The following is a 17318-nucleotide window of genomic DNA, read 5'->3' on the forward strand; positions in this document are numbered from 1 at the left end:
AAACATCCCGAAGGGATGAAGAAACAAAATCGTTCCGGAGGAACGTCTCATGGGTAGAAAAAATAACGGCAATTTTCACGTTCCAGCGGAACGTTTTATGAAATCTGTCTAATGATAGGCTATTACTCTGTCAAGAGGGGAATCGCAAGATGCCTATGCTCAGAAAAAAAGAGAATAAAGTTTAACACATCTCCTAAATAACATGAAGAACACTCTAAAAATTTGGATCCTGGCTGCGGCAGCCACTTTTGGCTCGCAAGCGGCATCGGCACAAACAAAAGCGGGCTACACCAGCCTGTTTGATGGTAAAACCTTAAAAGGCTGGAAAAAACTGGCCGGCAACGCGGAATACAGTGCTGCCAATGGCGTAATTACCGGCACGGCGGTGCTCAACAGCGGCAATACTTTTTTGGTGACCGAAAAGCAATACGGCGATTTTGTATTGGAGTTGGATATCATGACCGAGAGCAACCTCACCAACTCGGGCGTACAATTGCGCAGCCATTACAACCCGGCCGGCCACGAAGGCAAAGGGCTTGTATACGGCAAGCAATGCGAAGTAGACCCCAGCGAACGCAGCTGGACAGGCGGCATCTATGATGAAGGCCGCCGCGACTGGCTATATCCTATGGGGCTGAACGCCAAAGCAAAAATGAACTGGAAACCCGGCGTATACAACCACATTAAAGTGGAGTGCATTGGCAACGCCACCAAAACCTGGATAAACGGAACTGCTACCGCCTACGTAGTAGATACGGTAGACGCTAAAGGTTTTATTGGTTTGCAGGTGCATGCCATCAGCGATGCGGGGCAGGCGGGCAAAAAGATCTTTTTTAAGAACATCAGGATAAAAACCACCAACCTGAAACCACAGCCATTTGCCAAAGATGTATATGTGGTTAACTTGGTGCCGAACCTATTATCTGCTTACGAAAAGCAGGAAGGCTGGAAACTGCTGTTTGATGGTAAAAGCAGTGCCGGATGGCGCAGCGCAAGCAGTATGAACTTCCCCGCTAAAGGCTGGGAAGTGAAGAACGGAATGATCAGCGTGCTTGGTTCGGCAGGCGGCGAGTCTACTAATGGCGGTGATATTATTACTAATGATCAGTTTAAAGCGTTCGATTTATCGTTTGAGTTTAGGATGTCGACAGGTGCTAACAGCGGGGTGAAATACTTTGTTACGCTGAGCGAAAAAACAACCGGCTCGGCCATTGGGCTGGAGTACCAGGTGCTGGATGATGCGGTACACCCCGACGCAAAACTGGGCCGCGATGGCAACCGTACCTTATCTTCGCTTTACGATCTGATCCCCGCCAAAAAACAACCCCGCTTTGTGCACCCCATTGGCGCCTGGAACACCGGTCGCATCATCGTTTATCCAAACAACCACGTAGAACATTACCTTAACGGCATTAAAGTGCTGGAGTACGACCGTGGCTCGCAAGCCTACCACGACCTGGTAGCCATCAGCAAATACAAGGTTTGGAAAAATTTCGGCGAAGCTGTGCAAGGTCATTTACTGCTGCAGGATCATGGTTTTGATGTGAATTACAGGAATATTAAGATAAAGGAATTGAAGAAGTAGGAGAAGAGAATCAAGAGGCAAGATACAAGAGGCAAGATACAAGAAACAAGAAATAGGGTAAAAGAACGGCCGTGGGGATGAACTCTCCACGGTCATTTTGCTAATAATAAGTTGCGCCCCCGCCTATAACCGAACACCGCACCGTCCGAATACGAACAACCGTTCACTTTTAAATCTATATAAACATTTGATTGTCAAGTAATTATATAATTGGCATACATCTTATACATTGATGCTATAGCAAGCTTGCTATTACTACAATCAGCGTAATCAAGAGAATCATTAAAATCAGCGGTCCATGATAAAGAACTATTTAAAAATTGCCTGGCGTAACCTTATCAAAAATAAGGTGCATTCCTTTATCAATATCGCCGGGCTTTCGGTTGGTATGGCGGTAGCCATGCTTATAGGCCTTTGGATGTGGGATGAGCTTTCCTTTGATAAGGTGCATCAAAATTATAGCAGCATTGCGCAGGTAAAACAAAACGTTACCAATAACGGCGAAGTGCAAACCTGGGACGGGCTGCCATACCCGCTTGCCGGCTCGCTGCGCAAAAATTACAGCGGCGATTTTAAATATGTGGTAATGGCCGCCGGATGGGGCGACCATCTGCTGGCCCTTGATAATAAAAAGATCAGCCGCTTTGGTTTATTTATGGAGGCCCAGGGCCCTGATATGTTTACGCTGGATATGGTAAAAGGTAGCCGCAACGCCCTGGCCGACCCATCATCTATCATCATCTCTGCGGCAACCGCCAAAGCGTATTTTGGCGATGCCGACCCGATGGGGCAAACGCTTAAAATTGATAACCAGATCAACGCCAAAGTGGCCGGTGTTTACCAGGACCTGCCGCAAAACTCCACTTTGGCCAATGTGGGTTTTATTGCGCCATGGCAAATGATGTACGTTGCCAACGATATGAAATCGATGACGGAACCCTGGAGGCCAAACTTCTGCACCGTATGGGTACAAATGGCAGATAACGCCAGTATAACCTCCGCATCACTAAAAATAAAAGACGAGAAACTGCGCAACGTAAGCGCTACACTGGCCAAAAAGAAGCCTGCGCTGTTTTTACAGCCCATGAGTCAGCTGCATTTATATGATGAGTTTAAAGACGGTAAAAACACCGGCGGCCGCATCCAGTATGTATGGATGTTTGGCATCATCGGCGTATTCGTGCTGTTACTGGCTTGTATCAATTTTATGAATTTAAGTACCGCCAGGTCGGAGAAGCGCGCCCGCGAAGTTGGGATCCGCAAGGCGATAGGTTCGTTGCGCGGGCAGCTCATTTACCAGTTCTTTAGCGAATCGCTGCTGTGCGTGGCGCTGGCATTTTTGGTGGCGTTGTTGTTTGTACAGCTTGGTTTGCCCTTCTTTAACGAAGTGGCCGATAAACAAATGGCCATACTTTGGAGCACGCCAATATTTTGGGTACTCACCCTCGGCTTTAGCCTGCTTACCGGGTTAATAGCCGGTAGCTATCCCGCGTTCTACCTATCTTCCTTCCAACCGGTAAAGGTGCTGAAGGGGACGTTCCGGGTGGGGCGTTTTGCAGCTATCCCGCGGAAGGTTTTGGTAGTGGTGCAGTTCGCGGTATCGGTGGTACTGATCATCGGTACCATCGTAGTTTTCCGCCAGATCGAGTTTGCTAAGGACCGCCCCGTTGGCTATACCCGCGACGGTTTGGTGGCAGTACAGATAGGCGGGGAGACCATTCATAAAAGCTTCGCCTCCGTAAAAGATGAATTGCTGAAAACCGGCACGGTGGTATCCCTGGCCGAAGGCGATGTGGCACCTACCGGCATGGCAGGGAGTACCAGCGCCATCGAGTGGAAAGAGAAAGACCCTAATCTGAGCGTGGATTTTCAGCAGGCGGGCGTATCCGCAGGCTATGGCGAAACAGTGGGCTGGCAATTTAAAGGCGGCAGGGATTTCTCTAATGCGTACCCCTCAGATTCGCTGGCCGTGGTCATCAACGAGGCAGCCGCCAAATTTATGGGGATGAAGAACCCTACCGATGAAAGCATCACCTTTTATGGTAATACTTTTAAGATCATCGGGCTGATCAAAGATATTGTGGTTAACTCGCCCTACGCTCCTGTAAAACCGGGCGTGTTCTTCCTCAACAAAGGCGCGGGCAGCACAGTCGTACTAAAAATAAACCCCAAAATAAGCGCGGGCACCGCGGTAGAGAAAATAGAGACCGTGTTTAAACAGTTCAATCCCGAGCAGCCTTTCCAATATAGTTTTGTAGATGAGGTTTACGCCCGCAAATTCGGCAACGAGCAGCGCGTAGGCAAACTGGCTGCATTTTTTGCCAGTCTGGCCATCTTTATCAGTTGCCTTGGCTTGTTTGGTATGGCATCGTTTATGGCCGAGCAGCGCGTAAAAGAGATAGGCGTGCGTAAAGTATTAGGCGCATCCATATTCAACCTGTGGCGATTGCTCTCCACCGATTTTATTATATTGGTAACCGCATCGCTGTTGATAGCCGCGCCAATTGCCTGGTACCTCATGAGCAACTGGCTGCAAAATTTTGAATACCGCTCCGGCATTTCCGTTTGGACGTTCATTATCACAGGCGCAGGTGCAATTACCATTACATTGTTAACCGTAAGCATCCAAACCATTAAAGCTGCTTTGATGAACCCGGTGAAGAGTTTGAAGAGTGAGTAGGGAGTAGTGAATGGTGAGTAGAGAGTGGTGGGTAGTTTTATTTCGAATTTCACCTTCTCATTTAGGATTTAGAATATAGAGTTAGAATTTAATCAGCATGATAAAGAATTACTTAAAAGTTGCCTGGCGCAACCTCATCAAAAATAAAATGCATACGTTCATTAACGTATCAGGGCTATCTGTGGGAATGGCGGTGGCCATGCTCATTGGGCTATGGATATGGGACGAGCTGTCGTACGACCGCTCCTTTGATAACCACAACAGTATTGTGCGGGTAATGCAGTACCAAACGTTCAATGGTAAAATTAACAGCCAGATCTCAATGCCTATCCCGCTGGGTACCGTATTGCGGAACGACTACAAAAGCGATTTTAAATACGTGGTGCTCTCCAGCTGGAATTACGACCATATACTGGCCGTTGGCGATAAAAAGATAAATCAGCAGGGCAGCTATATGCAGGCCGAAGCACCAGAGATGCTAACGCTCACCATGCTGAAGGGTACGCGCGCCGCTTTAAAAGATCAATCATCTATCATGTTATCTGCAAAGGTGGCCAAAGCCATGTTTGGCGATGCCGACCCCATGGATAAAACAATTAAGCTGGATAACAAAGTGTTGGTGAAAGTTACCGGTGTGTATGAGGATATCCCACATAACACCAGTTTTAGCGAGGTGAATTTTATTTTACCATGGGACCTTTACCCCAGCACTCAGGCATGGATAAAGCGCGCGGCAACGCAGTGGGGTAACAACTCTTTCCAGATATTTGCGCAGCTGAACCCGAAGGCGGATATAGCCAAGGTGGGTGCCCGCATCCGCGATTTGAAAAAGAAGAATATAGCCGCCCAGGGCGATAAAGTTGGCGCATCGTTTAACCCGCAGGTGTTTTTGCACCCCATGAACAAATGGCATTTATACGGGGAATTTAAAGATGGTATCAACACAGGCGGCGCTGTGCAATGGGTGTGGTTATTTGGCATCATTGGTGTTTTTGTGCTGCTGCTTGCCTGTATCAACTTTATGAATTTAAGTACAGCGCGATCTGAGAAGCGGGCGAAAGAAGTAGGTATCCGCAAGGCGGTGGGTTCGGTACGCGGGCAGCTTATCGCGCAGTTCTTCAGCGAATCGTTACTGGTGGTGGCCTTTGCCTTTGTATTTTGCGTGGTGTTGGTAATAGTAACCCTGCCCTGGTTTAACCAGGTGGCCGATAAAACTATGCATGTGCTTTGGGCAAACCCTGTTTTTTGGCTCATGGGTGTAGGCTTTAGCATTCTTACGGGTGTAGTGGCCGGTAGTTATCCGGCGTTTTACCTCTCGTCGTTCGAACCGGTGAAGGTTTTAAAAGGCACTTTTAAAGCGGGGCGATATGCTGCTTTGCCACGTAAAATATTGGTGGTGTTCCAGTTCTTCTTTTCGGCTACGCTTATCATCGGCACTATTATCGTTTTCAGGCAGGTGCAATTCACCAAAAACAGGCCCATAGGATACGAGCGTACCGGCCTGGTGCAGCTGAGCATGAAAACAGACGATATCCACAAAAATTTTACAGCCGTACGTACCGAACTGATGCAAAACGGCGCGATATTGGAAATGGCCGAATCGGGCAGCCCGCTAACGGATGTGTATTCTAACAACAGCGGCTACACCTGGAAAGATAAAGCGCCAGATCTGCAGGATGATTTTGCCTATATCCCCGTTACGCCCGAATTTGGTAAGACAGCCGGCTGGAAACTGATAGAGGGCCGCGATTTTTCGAGGGATATCCTGACGGATTCCTCGGCGATGATCCTGAACGAGGCATCGGTAAAATTCATGAATTTGAAACACCCGGTTGGCGAGATCGTAAAAAGCGGCGATTATAAATATACAGTAATAGGCGTGGTAAAGGACATGGTGATGTCGTCCCCGTACGAGCCGGTAAAAACCACCCTGTTTGTGCGCAAGACAGATGGAGGCGATATGGTAGATATCCGCCTGAACCCCAAATTAAGCACCTATGATGCTTTGGCCAAAGTGGAAGCCACCTTTAAACAATACGACCCGGGCAGTCCCTTCGATTATAAATTTACAGATGAGGAATACGCCCGCAAATTTGCCACAGAAGAGCGCGTAGGTAAGCTGGCTGGCTTTTTTACCCTGCTGGCCATCTTCATCAGTTGTATGGGTTTATTCGGCATGGCATCGTTTATGGCCGAGCAACGTACCAAGGAGATAGGCGTGCGCAAAGTGCTTGGTGCATCGGTATTCAGTTTATGGCAACTGATGTCGAAAGATTTTGTGATGCTGGTATGTATCTCGCTGATGTTCGCCATACCGGTGGCCTATTACTTCATGGGCGGCTGGCTTAAGGATTATAAGTACCACGCCGAGCTTTCCTGGTGGATATTTGGCGTTACAGCCTTGGGTGCTATAGGTATAACGATGCTTACCGTAAGCTACCAAAGTATAAAAGCGGCTATAAGTAATCCGGTGAAGAGTTTGAGAAGCGAGTAGATTATAGGCTGGAGATAGGAAATTAGATTCAGGAAGCTGGAGGGTCGTCCCTTTAGCTTCTTGTTAACTACTCGGTGGCTATTGAACTTTAAGTTCTACCGGTTTGATTTTACGAACATCAAAAAATACATTGTTAAGATGGTCGAAATCGCTATCGGTGGTAATCAGCGTTAACCCAAGCAATGCTGCAGTTGAAGCAATCCAAAGATCATTTTTGCCCATGTTTCTCGGTGTTTTATGTGGGAAAGTGGTAAATGATGGATTCCTGCATTGCGAGTAGGCATCGATTTGAGCATAAGTATCAATCAGATTTTCATTGATATCAACTACTACAATTTCCTCTAATAGTAAGTCGATAATGTCAAGCCTTCTAACATTCCAGTTGTTCTGCAAAGACAGCGATCTTAATTCTGCAATTGTCGCTATCGATATGAATACCTTATTACCCTCGGGGTTAATTTTTTGAAGTAGATTTGACCGTTGGTCTTTCGTAATATGAAACAGGATGTTCGTATCGAATAAGAATTTCATTTGTTATTCCTTAACATTTCCAACGCTGCGGTGGCTTCCTCCTCGGTTAAAAAAGCTTCTTTGGGAAGAGCTTTGAGACGGGCTATAAGCTTTTGAGGGTCTTTTCCCATTTTCGTGGCAAAAGCCATAGCACCTCCGGCAGCCATGATTTCTGAAACGGAATAAGATTTGATTTTGGAAAAGGAATTTTGTTCTTCTGTGCCTGTTTTGATAACTGCTTTATCCATTTCTTTTTCCTCCTTCTAACAAATTTACAATTTATTATTATAAATAACGCTGACCAATCCCCACCTAATATTGTTTAGTAAAGGCTGAGGCGATTTTATTTACGTAAAAAGCCCGGCGAAACCGGGCTTTTATAGTTTTTGACAGGGAGGGCAACTAATCTCTTACCTCTACCCTCTAATTAGCAATATTCGTCAAATGCACCCATAAGGTTATCAGCAATCATTTGTGCTGGGCGGCCTTCAATCTGGTGGCGCTCGATGATGTGCACCAGTTTACCATCTTTAAACAAAGCCATTGATGGCGATGATGGAGGGTAAGGCAGCATCAGGTTACGGGCGGCGTTAACAGCTTCGGTTTCCATGCCGGCAAAAACGGTCACCAGGCGGTCCGGGTGTTTTGCGTTGGTTGACGCCATACGTGCAGCAGGGCGTGCATTGGCCGCAGCGCAACCACAAACCGAGTTAACCATCACAAATACAGTGCCTTCGCTTTTTATGGCTTTGTTAACTGCATCGGCATCTTTTAATTCTTCAAAACCAACTCGGGTTAATTCTTCCCGCATTGGGGTAACTAAATATTCTGGGTACATATGTATGTTAGCTTAATTCTAAATTTTCATACAAAAATACCAAATCATTTAACAAAAAATATACGTACAAAGAATAAACCCGATTAATTGACGTTCGGGTTATAATAGCAGTGTTAACCGCCAATTAAAAATTATTTTTATATTGCGTTGTCGGTTTACGCTGACCCCTAACTAATTAACTAAAGAAAAAACTTAAAAACAGAACATTTAGGTAATGGGAATATTTACGCAAAAAAATCAAAACCAACCCCGGGTAGTACAGGTAAGAGCAAAACACTTTAACAGCCTTAAACTGGCCATGGCCGCAGGCTTTATCATTGTAATGGTGTTAATGACGGCCATTATGAGGCTTAACAGCCAGGTGGCTGAGCAAAGCCACGAAAACACAAGGTTACATTCACAAATAGCGACTCTACAAAACGAAGTAGATAAAACCACCGAGGATGCCTTGCTTGCCAACGCCGAAAAAGATGGTAACCGCAGCCAGGCGGTTGGGTATATAGAAAGCATCCAATCTAAATTAAAAAGCATTAATAACTACTTAAGCAAGCGCGGGTTGAGAAGCATTGGCTTTAAAACCGTGAACCTGAGCAGCAGCAAAGCGAAAAGCGACACCAAAATGTACAGCGAATTTAACGGCTACCTGGATAAATTGGTGAACAACATTGCCTACATGCCTATGGGCTACCCACGTATCAGTTCGTTCACTTCGTTCTTCGGGTACCGTGGCAACCCATTTGATTTTGGGAACAGCGAGTTTCACCCCGGGCTTGATTTTAAGGGTAATAAGGGCGATGCTGTAAAATGCACCGCCAGCGGCAATGTAATATACGCGGCACGCGCCGGCGGCTATGGAAACTGTGTGCGTATTAAACACCCCAACGGACTGGAGACCTGGTACGGCCACCTCTCAAAAATAAACGTACGCGAAGGGCAGCGTGTTACCGTGGGCGATGTAATTGGCAAAGTAGGCTCTACGGGCCGCTCAACCGGGCCGCATTTGCATTACGAGATCCGCAAGAACGGCCGCCCCGTTAATCCAAAACAGTATTTGAGCCTGAATATGTAGGGTGAATAGTGAGTGGTAACACAGGAGAGTGATTACCTGTGACGATATTAAAAGCGATGGGTTTACTGGTCGCTTTTTTATTTGGCGGCGATTGGGACGATTAATTAATTGTAAATGTAAGAGTTAGCGTAATGTTAATTTGATTATTTGAAGTACGTTGATTACTTTGCAATCCCAATTAATTAAACTGATGACCCCGAAGACATCTGATGTAAGTACTATTGTGATATTAAATCGCAGCCAGCAAACGCAGTCGTTGCAGGTAAAAACCAAACATCTTAAAAGGCTTAAGCATTATGCCGCCGGTATAGCGGGCATTTTTGTGGTACTGGCCGGTTCCATTTTTTACCTGCGGGCCCAAAACGCCAGGCAGGAAAAAGAGAAAATGCAACTACTATCGCAAATTGTAAAACTCAAAGGCGAGATCCCCGCCAACCTGCAAAAGGCAGGGGAAGAGCATTCCGCTCAAAGCTACATCCAGCAAATAGAAGGCAAACTTAAAACCATAAACGATTACCTGCGCCGCCGCGGCCTTAAAGGCTTCAGCACCAAGGGGACAGGCGGCGATAATAACGCCGAAGGTAAAAAGCTATCTGATAAAGAAGTTTATAGCCTGTATAACGATTACCTGAACCAGCTGATGGGGAACATCGCCTTTACGCCGATGGGTTACCCCCGGATAAGCGGCTTCTCCTCTTTTTTTGGCTACCGCAGCGATCCATTCAATTCCGCCAGCGCCGAATTTCATCCCGGGATAGATTTTAAAGGCAGCCGGGGCGATGAAGCTAAAAGCACCGCTAACGGTAAAGTTATTTTTGCAGGCTGGTTTGGCGGCTACGGCAAATGCGTGCGCATACAGCATGGCAATAACTTCCAAACGTTGTACGGGCATTTGTCGCGCATAACGGTAAAGGTTGGGCAAGAGGTAAGCGTTGGCGAGAAAGTGGGCGAAGTAGGCTCTACGGGCCACTCTACCGGTACGCATTTGCATTATGAGGTGCGCAAGAACGGCCGCCCGGTAAACCCTGTTAACTTTTTAACGCTTAATAAATAGGGTGGTGAGCGGTGAGGAGAGAGTGGTGAGTGGTTCTTCGAAGCTACCAATAACTTTTAATTCAACCACTCTCTACTCACTATTCACCACTCACTATCTTCCCCCATGGCAATATTCAACAAAAAAGAAAAAGTGGCTTTAGACTTGCAAGCCATATCAACCCTCATCAGCGAAGGTTCGGTACTCGACGGTAACCTTAAAGCCCCCGCCTTTGCCCGCATAGACGGGACGGTAAACGGCAATATCACCGTAGATGAAGGCCTTATCCTCGGCGAAAAAGGCCTGGTGAAAGGCAACATTGTTACCAAAGAGATCATTGTTTACGGCAAGGTTACCGGCAATATCAATGCGGCTTCCCTGGAGATCCGCAGCACCGGCAACATCACCGGCGATATTAAAACAGGTGTGTTGCAGGTAGAAATGGGTGGTGTGCATAACGGTAGCTTAAGTATGGCACCGGTTGTAGCCGGAAAGACGATTGGGGAGAAAGCGGCGTAGGTTTGTGCAATGAGAATTTAGGTTCTGTTGTGCTTTTTGTGAGCGTTAGCCTGCTCATTGCCGCAGGGGCTACTTCTTTTCTCTTGAAAGAAAAGAAGCAAAAGGTCAATCAGTAATTAGGCTTCTTTGCCGCACGGGCCTTTCCTCTGCAAATCGGGCATAACCACGGGCTGCAAAATCTTGCGCCTGCTTCGCCCCGCAAGCCCCACCCTTCTGCAAGTATTGCTATGCCCTTCCCGCCGCACTGCCCACCACGTTCTGCCCGCTTTCGCCCGAAGCTGAGCTGCTGAACCGGGTTTTATGAGATTTATACGATTAACAGGATTTGATTTGCAAGCGGGAACAACCTTAACGAAGCCCGCTCCTAAATCGGCCTCGGGAATGCACGGATGGCACAGGCTCTGAAAACTCACTAACTTTAATGGGGCTTAACCAAGCCGAGAGTTTCTTTTGGTTACTTTTCTTTGCGGAAAAGAAAAGTAACATCCACAGGCTTGGCATAACTTACACCCGCACCTAACGAAAAACTGCAAAGCTCTCATCGGCCCTAAAAAGGACAGCCATAGAGAGAACCCGCATTAGGGATGGGCGCGGATACCGGCCTGTGGCTAATGCCAGTGCAGTATGAGCCCGGGGCCGAAGGCAATGCCGTTCCAATTGCCCTATGGCAATAAAACCAAGCCTCCTTTCATTAAAAAAATTATATTCTTTACTTTTGAAGAAAAAATTAGGAAAGCTATGTCGACAGTACAAACTGCATACGTTAAAAGCAAAGTGAAGGATCCTTCGCTGGCGGCCTGGGGCCGTAAAGAGATTGAGTTGGCCGAGGCAGAAATGCCGGGCTTAATGGCATTACGCGCCGAGTACGGAGCTGCACAAATACTAAAAGGTGCACGTATAGCCGGTTGTTTGCACATGACCATCCAAACCGCTGTTCTTATCGAGACGCTACAGGCATTGGGTGCAGAAGTTACCTGGTCCAGCTGTAACATCTTCTCTACCCAGGACCACGCTGCTGCTGCAATTGCTGCTGCTGGTACTTCTGTTTACGCCTGGAAAGGTTTGAACGAAGAAGAATTTGACTGGTGTATTGAGCAAACGCTTTTCTTTGGTGAAGACCGCAAACCGTTGAACATGATATTGGATGATGGTGGCGATTTAACCAACATGGTTTTCGATCGTTTTCCTGAGCTTGCCGCAGGCATCCAGGGCTTATCAGAAGAAACCACCACTGGTGTTCACCGTTTATACGAGCGCATGAAAGCCGGCACTTTATTGGTGCCTGCTATCAATATCAACGATTCGGTTACTAAATCAAAATTCGATAACAAATACGGCTGTCGTGAATCATTGGTTGACGCTATCCGTCGTGCTACCGACGTGATGATGGCCGGTAAAGTAGGCGTTGTTTGTGGTTATGGCGACGTAGGTAAAGGTTCTGCAGATTCTCTGCGTAATGCTGGTGTACGTGTTATTGTTACCGAAATTGACCCTATCTGTGCTTTACAGGCAGCTATGGAAGGTTTTGAAGTGAAAAAATTAGGCACCGCTATTGCCGAGGCTGACATCGTTGTTACTGCAACCGGTAACAAAAATATCGTTCGCGAGCAGCATTTCCGCGCGTTGAAGGATAAAGCCATCGTTTGTAACATTGGCCACTTTGATAACGAGATTGACATGGCCTGGTTAAACGGTGCTTATGGCGATACCAAAATTGAAATTAAACCACAGGTTGATAAATACACCATCGACGGTAACGACGTTATTGTTTTAGCCGAAGGCCGTTTGGTAAACCTTGGTTGCGCTACAGGCCATCCAAGCTTTGTAATGAGTAACTCATTCACCAATCAAACCTTGGCTCAAATTGAGCTTTGGACAAACGCTTCTGCTTACAAAAACGAAGTTTACACTTTACCTAAACACCTCGACGAAAAAGTTGCCCGTTTACACCTTGCCAAAATTGGTGTTGAACTGGAAGTTTTAGACCAGGACCAGGCTGAGTACATCGGCGTAACTGTAGAAGGTCCGTTTAAACCGGAGTACTACCGCTACTAAGATTTATAAGTTTTGAGTCTTAAGTTATAAGTCTCGGAAAAAGAGAAAAGGGATATGGCGATGAGCTGTATCCCTTTTTTGTTGCGTTGGTGCGAGAGAGGTAGCCTTGCTGGTGGTTTTCCCCGTTATTATACCAGCCTAAATAAGGGTGTTTTCACTGCGTGGGATATAAGGCTGCTGCTATAACTTTATTATAAACGATTAAGTTATGGAGAGCAAAAATTCTACAGTGAAAACCCTGATACTATCGGGTTTTTTTGCCGTACTCGGCACGGTCGTGGGCGGCGTGGTGCAGGGATACTGGACGGTGCGGTTGGCCGAGCAAAAGTACCAGTCGGACCTGGTGCTGAAGGCATTGGAATCCACTTCCGCGCAAGAACGACTATTGACATTGAAGATGCTGGTTCACACCAATTTGTTAACGCTATCGGGCGTTCGCGATAGTGTAAGCAGTTACATTATTGAGAAGGAGAAGGACCCGGAGAGCATCCCGCAGGTAAAATCCGTATCAGGGCAAACGCTTGACGCACCTATAGTTGATAATGCGCGGGTGTACCTGCTTACCGGGGATAAAGCAAAAACAACCAGCTTTGCCGATCTGGGCGTGAAATTGAAAACAGCCGGGTATACGGTAATGAACGCGCGCTATATTGTTGACCCGGGACGTAAGGACCCGCCGGAAATAAGATACTTTAACCCAAGCGACAAGGAGCAAGCAGAAAGACTGGCCGAATTTATGCGTTTTAATTATGACAAGGCCTACACCGCCAATATGCTGCCCGACGCTAAAGCTAAGCCTGGGTATATAGAAATATGGCTGGGTAGGTAGGTGTTTAAAAGCCAGAATATTAAGGCAGAATAAAAAGAGAAAAGGGATATGGCGATGAGCTATGTTCCTTTTTTGATATGCCTAATCGCCATCCCGAATTTATTTCGGGACCCCATTTGCAAGGTGGCGAACTTTGCAACCGGTTTTGCATGTGGGGTGCTGAAATACGTTCAGCATAACTTTGGGGCTTCTCTTTATTTCTTTTTCCTATACCTTATCGTTATCAGTTCACTGGTTAGGGTGAAATAGCGTTCGATGCTTTCATCAGATAGGGCGGTTATAGTTTTGGTGCGCTCTTCTCTTACGGTTGATTCATCCCGTGTGCTGGGTTGTTCCTTAGAGTTTTCGGCAAATGCCTTGCGATCCTTTAGTACAAATGCTTTGGTAGAATCCGCAAGTTTGTTTTCTGCTAATAATTTGTTTAGCAGGCTGTCTCCGCGGTTGGTACTCAATATATTTAACACAACGGTAGCATTGTGCTTGCCGGTCGCGTTGCCGTTTCCAATTATGTTGAACAGGTTATTTTCGGCTGCTTTAATGCTCATGAGGTTGTATAGGAATATGCTGGCATCAATAGCACTCAGGTCTATAGCGTGCTGAACAAGATATACATGTGCTTTTGGCGTGCTGATCAATTTTTCAGCCAATGCGCTGATATCCTTCCCTTTTTTTCCTAAAAAGAAGGCAACCCTTAAATACGGCTCTCCCTGTAAGTCTGCAAGGTCGGCTTTTTTCACCGCCTCTAAAACTACATCGAGGTATTGTTCTTTTTTGTCAAGCGTTAATATAAGCGAAGCGGCATCGAAACAAAAATAGGGGTCCCTGTTTTCGGCTGTGACCATATCCTTTAAGCATGGCAATGCAGCTTCTGGGTTGGTTTTGGCAAGGTTCCAAAACTTGTCGAGCTGTGCCGATTTGGCATCGGTTTGTTTGGAATTGAGCGACGAGGGATTGAAACCATAATACTCCGTTTTTAGCTTTGCCAGTTTTTCGCAAAAGGTTTGTGCCGAACAAATGGAGGTTGAGCATAGAAGTAAAAAAGCAAAAAGGAAACGAGCCATGTGATAACGTTTGGTTATGATTTTTAAATATAGTGTTTCGCAGGGAAATGTAAAGCCTGTTTTGGAACATAAGTATCTCACAATAACTCATAAGAATCCCTCACCCAGCTAAACAGCTTGGGGCGTAGCTCGCTTACATCGCTGAGGCGGATGTTGTTTTGAAAACGGCCGGCGGTGGCTATGCTTTTGGAAATTGGCGGGCCTTCCAGTTTATCGGCAGAATAAAACTTAATATCCAGCACCTTTTGCATGGGGCGGATAACAAAGAAGGTTTGCCGATGCACAAAGGTGATGCAGTTTGGTGTGGTGCCAACCAACACATCGGGCCAGTCGGCAACTTCGGCAAGGAGTTTATCGAACAGGAGAAGCAAGTCGGGAGATTTGCCTTTAAAAAGGCTATCCAGACTTACTTTGGCGCAATAATGCCGCTGGCTTTCGCTGGTTAACTCACGTTCGCATTTGGGGCAGGTGAAGGGCATGGGATAAATTTAGCATATATCATGCTAAACTGCAATGACGGAGAGGGTTCCTTTAAAACACTATCGTAAACGTGGTTCCCACATTAGGCTCGCTTTCTACGGTGATCTTTCCGCCGAAGGTTTCTATCTGGGTTTTGGTCATAAACAGGCCTACGCCTTTGCTGTCATAACCTGTGTGGAATACGCTGTTCAGCTTAAACATATTTTGGCCGTGGCGGCTCAGGTCTATACCAAGCCCGTTGTCGCTAAATTGGAGCACTACGCGGCCATCAACAATTTTTGAGGAGATGTTTATTTGGGGCGCAACATCGGGTTTGCTGTATTTAAGCGAGTTGCTCACCATATTATAAAATATACTTTCGAGGTACATTTTAGGGAATTTCATGTTGGATATCTGCAGGTCGGTAGTTATGGTGGCTTTTTTTGCAGCTATCTGTCCTTTTAGCATGGCGTCGGTAACGTTCACCATTTCGGGCAGGTAACACAGGTCGTACGTCATGTTTTTATTATTACGTACTTCCAGCACCTTCATCAGTTCGTTCAGGGTTTCGTTGAGGGTGAGGCTGCTGGTTTTCAGCATACATAAAAGATTCTCTTTTTCGGCGGCGTCATCTTCCCCGGCTACCATATCCAGCAGCATACCAATGCTCCCCGCCGGGCCGCGCAGGTTATGGGCAATAATGCGATTAAAATCTTCAAACTGGCTTATCTTACTCTCGAGGTTAAGCGCGCGTTTATATTCATCTATATCCGTGCAGGAGCCAAACCATTTTACAACTTCGCCTTTGTCGTTCTTCATAGGCAGCGCACGCGACAGATGCCAGCGGTAAACCCCGTCAGATTTGCGCCTGAACCTCACCTCCGATTCGTAGGGGGTACCCGTTGCCAGGCAATGATGCCAATCGTTACCGTCTTTCTCAATATCATCCGGGTGCAGTACCGTTGGCCAGCCAAAAGCTTTGGTTTCTTCCAGGGTAAGGCCGGTATAATCAAACCAGTAGCGGTTGTAATAATCCGTGCTGCCATCCGGGTTAGATGTCCAGATGATCTCGGGGATAGAATCTGCTAAAAACTTAAATTCCTGGATATCCTGTATGGTTTTATCCTGCTTTTGCACCAGGCTTGCCTGCACCTTCAGCTCTTCGTTTAGCTGCTTTTCAGTATTTATTGCATCATTCAGGGCCATTTCGAGCTTGATCTTTTCGGTAACATCGCGGCCAATGCCAAAAATATTACCGGTGGATGCCTCCGGGGTTGATGTCCATTGGATGGTTCTGTATTCGCCGGTAATGCTTTTAAAGCGTTGCAAAAAGTTAACAGTAGGCTCGCCTTTGCTTAGCTTCTCCAATTGCGTAATCGTGCCCTCAATATCGTCCGGGTGAATAAAATCAAAGGTGGAGTTATGTAAAAGGTGGTCTTCTTCCCAACCCAAAACGCGCTTAAACGCCGGGTTTATTTTTTTAAAAAAGCCATCCTCGCCGCCTACAAAAACCAGGTCGTTTGATAGGTTAAAGATCTTTTCGAAGCTTTGCAGCTGTTGTTTTTTTCGGCGCTCCACAATCAAAACAATTACCTCTTCGGCCAACAACTGCATGGCCCGCTTTTGTTTTGCGTTAAGTTGCCTTGGCTCACGGTCGATAACACAGAGGGTACCCAGTGCGTGGCCGTTAGGGTCTACAAGCGGGTAACCGGCATAAAAGCGAATATCAGGGGCACCGGTAACCAGTGCGTTGGCTTTAAAGCGGAGATCTTTTGTCGTGTCGTTTATCTCCATCAGGTTGGTATCCATAATGGCATAACGGCAAAAAGAAATATCGCGGGAGGTTTCTCTTACATCAAGCCCCAAAACAGATTTAAACCACTGGCGTTTTTCGTCAACCAATGATACCAAAGAAATAGGCACATCGCAGATGATAGAGGCCAGTTCGGTAATACGGTCGAACTCGTTCTCACTCAGGGTGTCTAAAATCTCGTAATCATCAAGCGCTTTAAGGCGCTCTTTTTCATTAACAGGAACTGGGCTATTGGTCACAGGAGTATCTGGGTAATAATTATTACGAATATATTAAATAAATACTTTCTTAAAAGCATGAATTTCAGTTAGTAATGAAATTTATTTTAATATTTGTAACAAATATTGCTGTTGGTTTAAAATGCAATCGGTTG

Annotated in this window: 14 protein-coding genes; 8 read left to right on the forward strand and 6 right to left on the reverse strand. The window is 46.3% G+C overall.

Annotated features, from left to right (window positions below; genetic code table 11):
• The first annotated feature begins 202 nt into the window (after window positions 1-202).
• From ABIX36_RS13015 to ABIX36_RS13025, 3 genes are all read left to right on the forward strand, one after another.
• On the forward strand, window positions 203-1585 hold the full coding sequence (locus ABIX36_RS13015; RefSeq protein ID WP_348082596.1) for a DUF1080 domain-containing protein: 1383 nt from the start codon (window positions 203-205) through the stop codon (window positions 1583-1585).
• A gap of 298 nt (window positions 1586-1883) precedes the next feature.
• A complete protein-coding gene (locus ABIX36_RS13020) occupies window positions 1884-4265 on the forward strand; it encodes an ABC transporter permease (protein WP_348082597.1) in 2382 nt (793 codons plus the stop codon).
• Between the two features lie 97 nt (window positions 4266-4362).
• Window positions 4363-6759 carry an ABC transporter permease gene (locus ABIX36_RS13025; protein ID WP_348082598.1) on the forward strand — a complete coding sequence of 799 codons (2397 nt, stop codon included), beginning with the start codon at window positions 4363-4365 and terminating at the stop codon, window positions 6757-6759.
• 78 nt (window positions 6760-6837) lie between these two features.
• Here the strand turns inward: ABIX36_RS13025 and ABIX36_RS13030 are convergent, their stop codons facing one another.
• The 3 genes from ABIX36_RS13030 to ABIX36_RS13040 all read right to left on the reverse strand — a co-directional run bounded on the left by ABIX36_RS13030 (window position 6838) and on the right by ABIX36_RS13040 (window position 8107).
• Window positions 6838-7290, reverse strand: a complete 453-nt coding sequence (locus tag ABIX36_RS13030) for a type II toxin-antitoxin system VapC family toxin (RefSeq protein WP_348082599.1) — start codon at window positions 7288-7290, stop codon at window positions 6838-6840.
• A complete protein-coding gene (locus ABIX36_RS13035; protein ID WP_348082600.1) occupies window positions 7287-7517 on the reverse strand; it encodes a hypothetical protein in 231 nt (76 codons plus the stop codon). The genes ABIX36_RS13030 and ABIX36_RS13035 overlap by 4 nt, the downstream gene beginning before the upstream one ends.
• 179 nt (window positions 7518-7696) lie before the next feature.
• A complete protein-coding gene (locus ABIX36_RS13040) occupies window positions 7697-8107 on the reverse strand; it encodes a BrxA/BrxB family bacilliredoxin (RefSeq protein WP_348082601.1) in 411 nt (136 codons plus the stop codon).
• 214 nt (window positions 8108-8321) lie between these two features.
• Here ABIX36_RS13040 and ABIX36_RS13045 point away from each other — a divergent pair, with 214 nt between their 5' ends.
• The 5 genes from ABIX36_RS13045 (at window position 8322) to ABIX36_RS13065 (ending at window position 13612) form a co-directional block, all read left to right on the forward strand.
• Complete coding sequence (locus ABIX36_RS13045) at window positions 8322-9176, forward strand: M23 family metallopeptidase (RefSeq protein ID WP_348082602.1); 855 nt, start codon at window positions 8322-8324, stop codon at window positions 9174-9176.
• A 190-nt stretch (window positions 9177-9366) separates the two neighbouring features.
• A complete protein-coding gene (locus ABIX36_RS13050) occupies window positions 9367-10230 on the forward strand; it encodes a M23 family metallopeptidase (RefSeq protein ID WP_348082603.1) in 864 nt (287 codons plus the stop codon).
• A gap of 105 nt (window positions 10231-10335) precedes the next feature.
• Window positions 10336-10728 carry a polymer-forming cytoskeletal protein gene (locus tag ABIX36_RS13055; RefSeq protein ID WP_348082604.1) on the forward strand — a complete coding sequence of 131 codons (393 nt, stop codon included), beginning with the start codon at window positions 10336-10338 and terminating at the stop codon, window positions 10726-10728.
• A 738-nt stretch (window positions 10729-11466) separates the two neighbouring features.
• Window positions 11467-12783: an adenosylhomocysteinase gene (gene ahcY / locus ABIX36_RS13060; RefSeq protein WP_348082605.1), complete on the forward strand. Its 1317-nt coding sequence runs from the start codon at window positions 11467-11469 to the stop codon at window positions 12781-12783.
• A gap of 208 nt (window positions 12784-12991) precedes the next feature.
• Window positions 12992-13612 (forward strand): hypothetical protein, encoded by a 621-nt coding sequence (locus ABIX36_RS13065; protein ID WP_348082606.1) that lies wholly within the window; start codon window positions 12992-12994, stop codon window positions 13610-13612.
• Between the two features lie 194 nt (window positions 13613-13806).
• Here the strand turns inward: ABIX36_RS13065 and ABIX36_RS13070 are convergent, their stop codons facing one another.
• From ABIX36_RS13070 to ABIX36_RS13080, 3 genes are all read right to left on the reverse strand, one after another.
• On the reverse strand, window positions 13807-14673 hold the full coding sequence (locus ABIX36_RS13070; RefSeq protein ID WP_348082607.1) for a hypothetical protein: 867 nt from the start codon (window positions 14671-14673) through the stop codon (window positions 13807-13809).
• Between the two features lie 77 nt (window positions 14674-14750).
• Window positions 14751-15152 (reverse strand): DUF5655 domain-containing protein, encoded by a 402-nt coding sequence (locus ABIX36_RS13075; RefSeq protein WP_348082608.1) that lies wholly within the window; start codon window positions 15150-15152, stop codon window positions 14751-14753.
• 52 nt (window positions 15153-15204) lie between these two features.
• Window positions 15205-17184 carry a PAS domain S-box protein gene (locus ABIX36_RS13080; protein WP_348082609.1) on the reverse strand — a complete coding sequence of 660 codons (1980 nt, stop codon included), beginning with the start codon at window positions 17182-17184 and terminating at the stop codon, window positions 15205-15207.
• Between the last annotated feature and the right edge of the window lie 134 nt (window positions 17185-17318).

The sequence above is a fragment of the Mucilaginibacter sp. genome (genome assembly GCF_039925265.1).
Taxonomy (GTDB): Bacteria; Bacteroidota; Bacteroidia; order Sphingobacteriales; family Sphingobacteriaceae; genus Mucilaginibacter.

What these genes read in the sequence shown, in the direction of transcription:
- ABIX36_RS13015 (WP_348082596.1), top strand. Translation starts at nt 203, where the DNA reads ATGAAGAACACTCTAAAAATTTGGATCCTGGCTGCGGCAGCCACTTTT.
- ABIX36_RS13020 (WP_348082597.1), top strand. Translation starts at nt 1,884, where the DNA reads ATGATAAAGAACTATTTAAAAATTGCCTGGCGTAACCTTATCAAAAAT.
- ABIX36_RS13025 (WP_348082598.1), top strand. Translation starts at nt 4,363, where the DNA reads ATGATAAAGAATTACTTAAAAGTTGCCTGGCGCAACCTCATCAAAAAT.
- ABIX36_RS13030 (WP_348082599.1), bottom strand. Translation starts at nt 7,290, where the DNA reads ATGAAATTCTTATTCGATACGAACATCCTGTTTCATATTACGAAAGAC.
- ABIX36_RS13035 (WP_348082600.1), bottom strand. Translation starts at nt 7,517, where the DNA reads ATGGATAAAGCAGTTATCAAAACAGGCACAGAAGAACAAAATTCCTTT.
- ABIX36_RS13040 (WP_348082601.1), bottom strand. Translation starts at nt 8,107, where the DNA reads ATGTACCCAGAATATTTAGTTACCCCAATGCGGGAAGAATTAACCCGA.
- ABIX36_RS13045 (WP_348082602.1), top strand. Translation starts at nt 8,322, where the DNA reads ATGGGAATATTTACGCAAAAAAATCAAAACCAACCCCGGGTAGTACAG.
- ABIX36_RS13050 (WP_348082603.1), top strand. Translation starts at nt 9,367, where the DNA reads ATGACCCCGAAGACATCTGATGTAAGTACTATTGTGATATTAAATCGC.
- ABIX36_RS13055 (WP_348082604.1), top strand. Translation starts at nt 10,336, where the DNA reads ATGGCAATATTCAACAAAAAAGAAAAAGTGGCTTTAGACTTGCAAGCC.
- ahcY (WP_348082605.1), top strand. Translation starts at nt 11,467, where the DNA reads ATGTCGACAGTACAAACTGCATACGTTAAAAGCAAAGTGAAGGATCCT.
- ABIX36_RS13065 (WP_348082606.1), top strand. Translation starts at nt 12,992, where the DNA reads ATGGAGAGCAAAAATTCTACAGTGAAAACCCTGATACTATCGGGTTTT.
- ABIX36_RS13070 (WP_348082607.1), bottom strand. Translation starts at nt 14,673, where the DNA reads ATGGCTCGTTTCCTTTTTGCTTTTTTACTTCTATGCTCAACCTCCATT.
- ABIX36_RS13075 (WP_348082608.1), bottom strand. Translation starts at nt 15,152, where the DNA reads ATGCCCTTCACCTGCCCCAAATGCGAACGTGAGTTAACCAGCGAAAGC.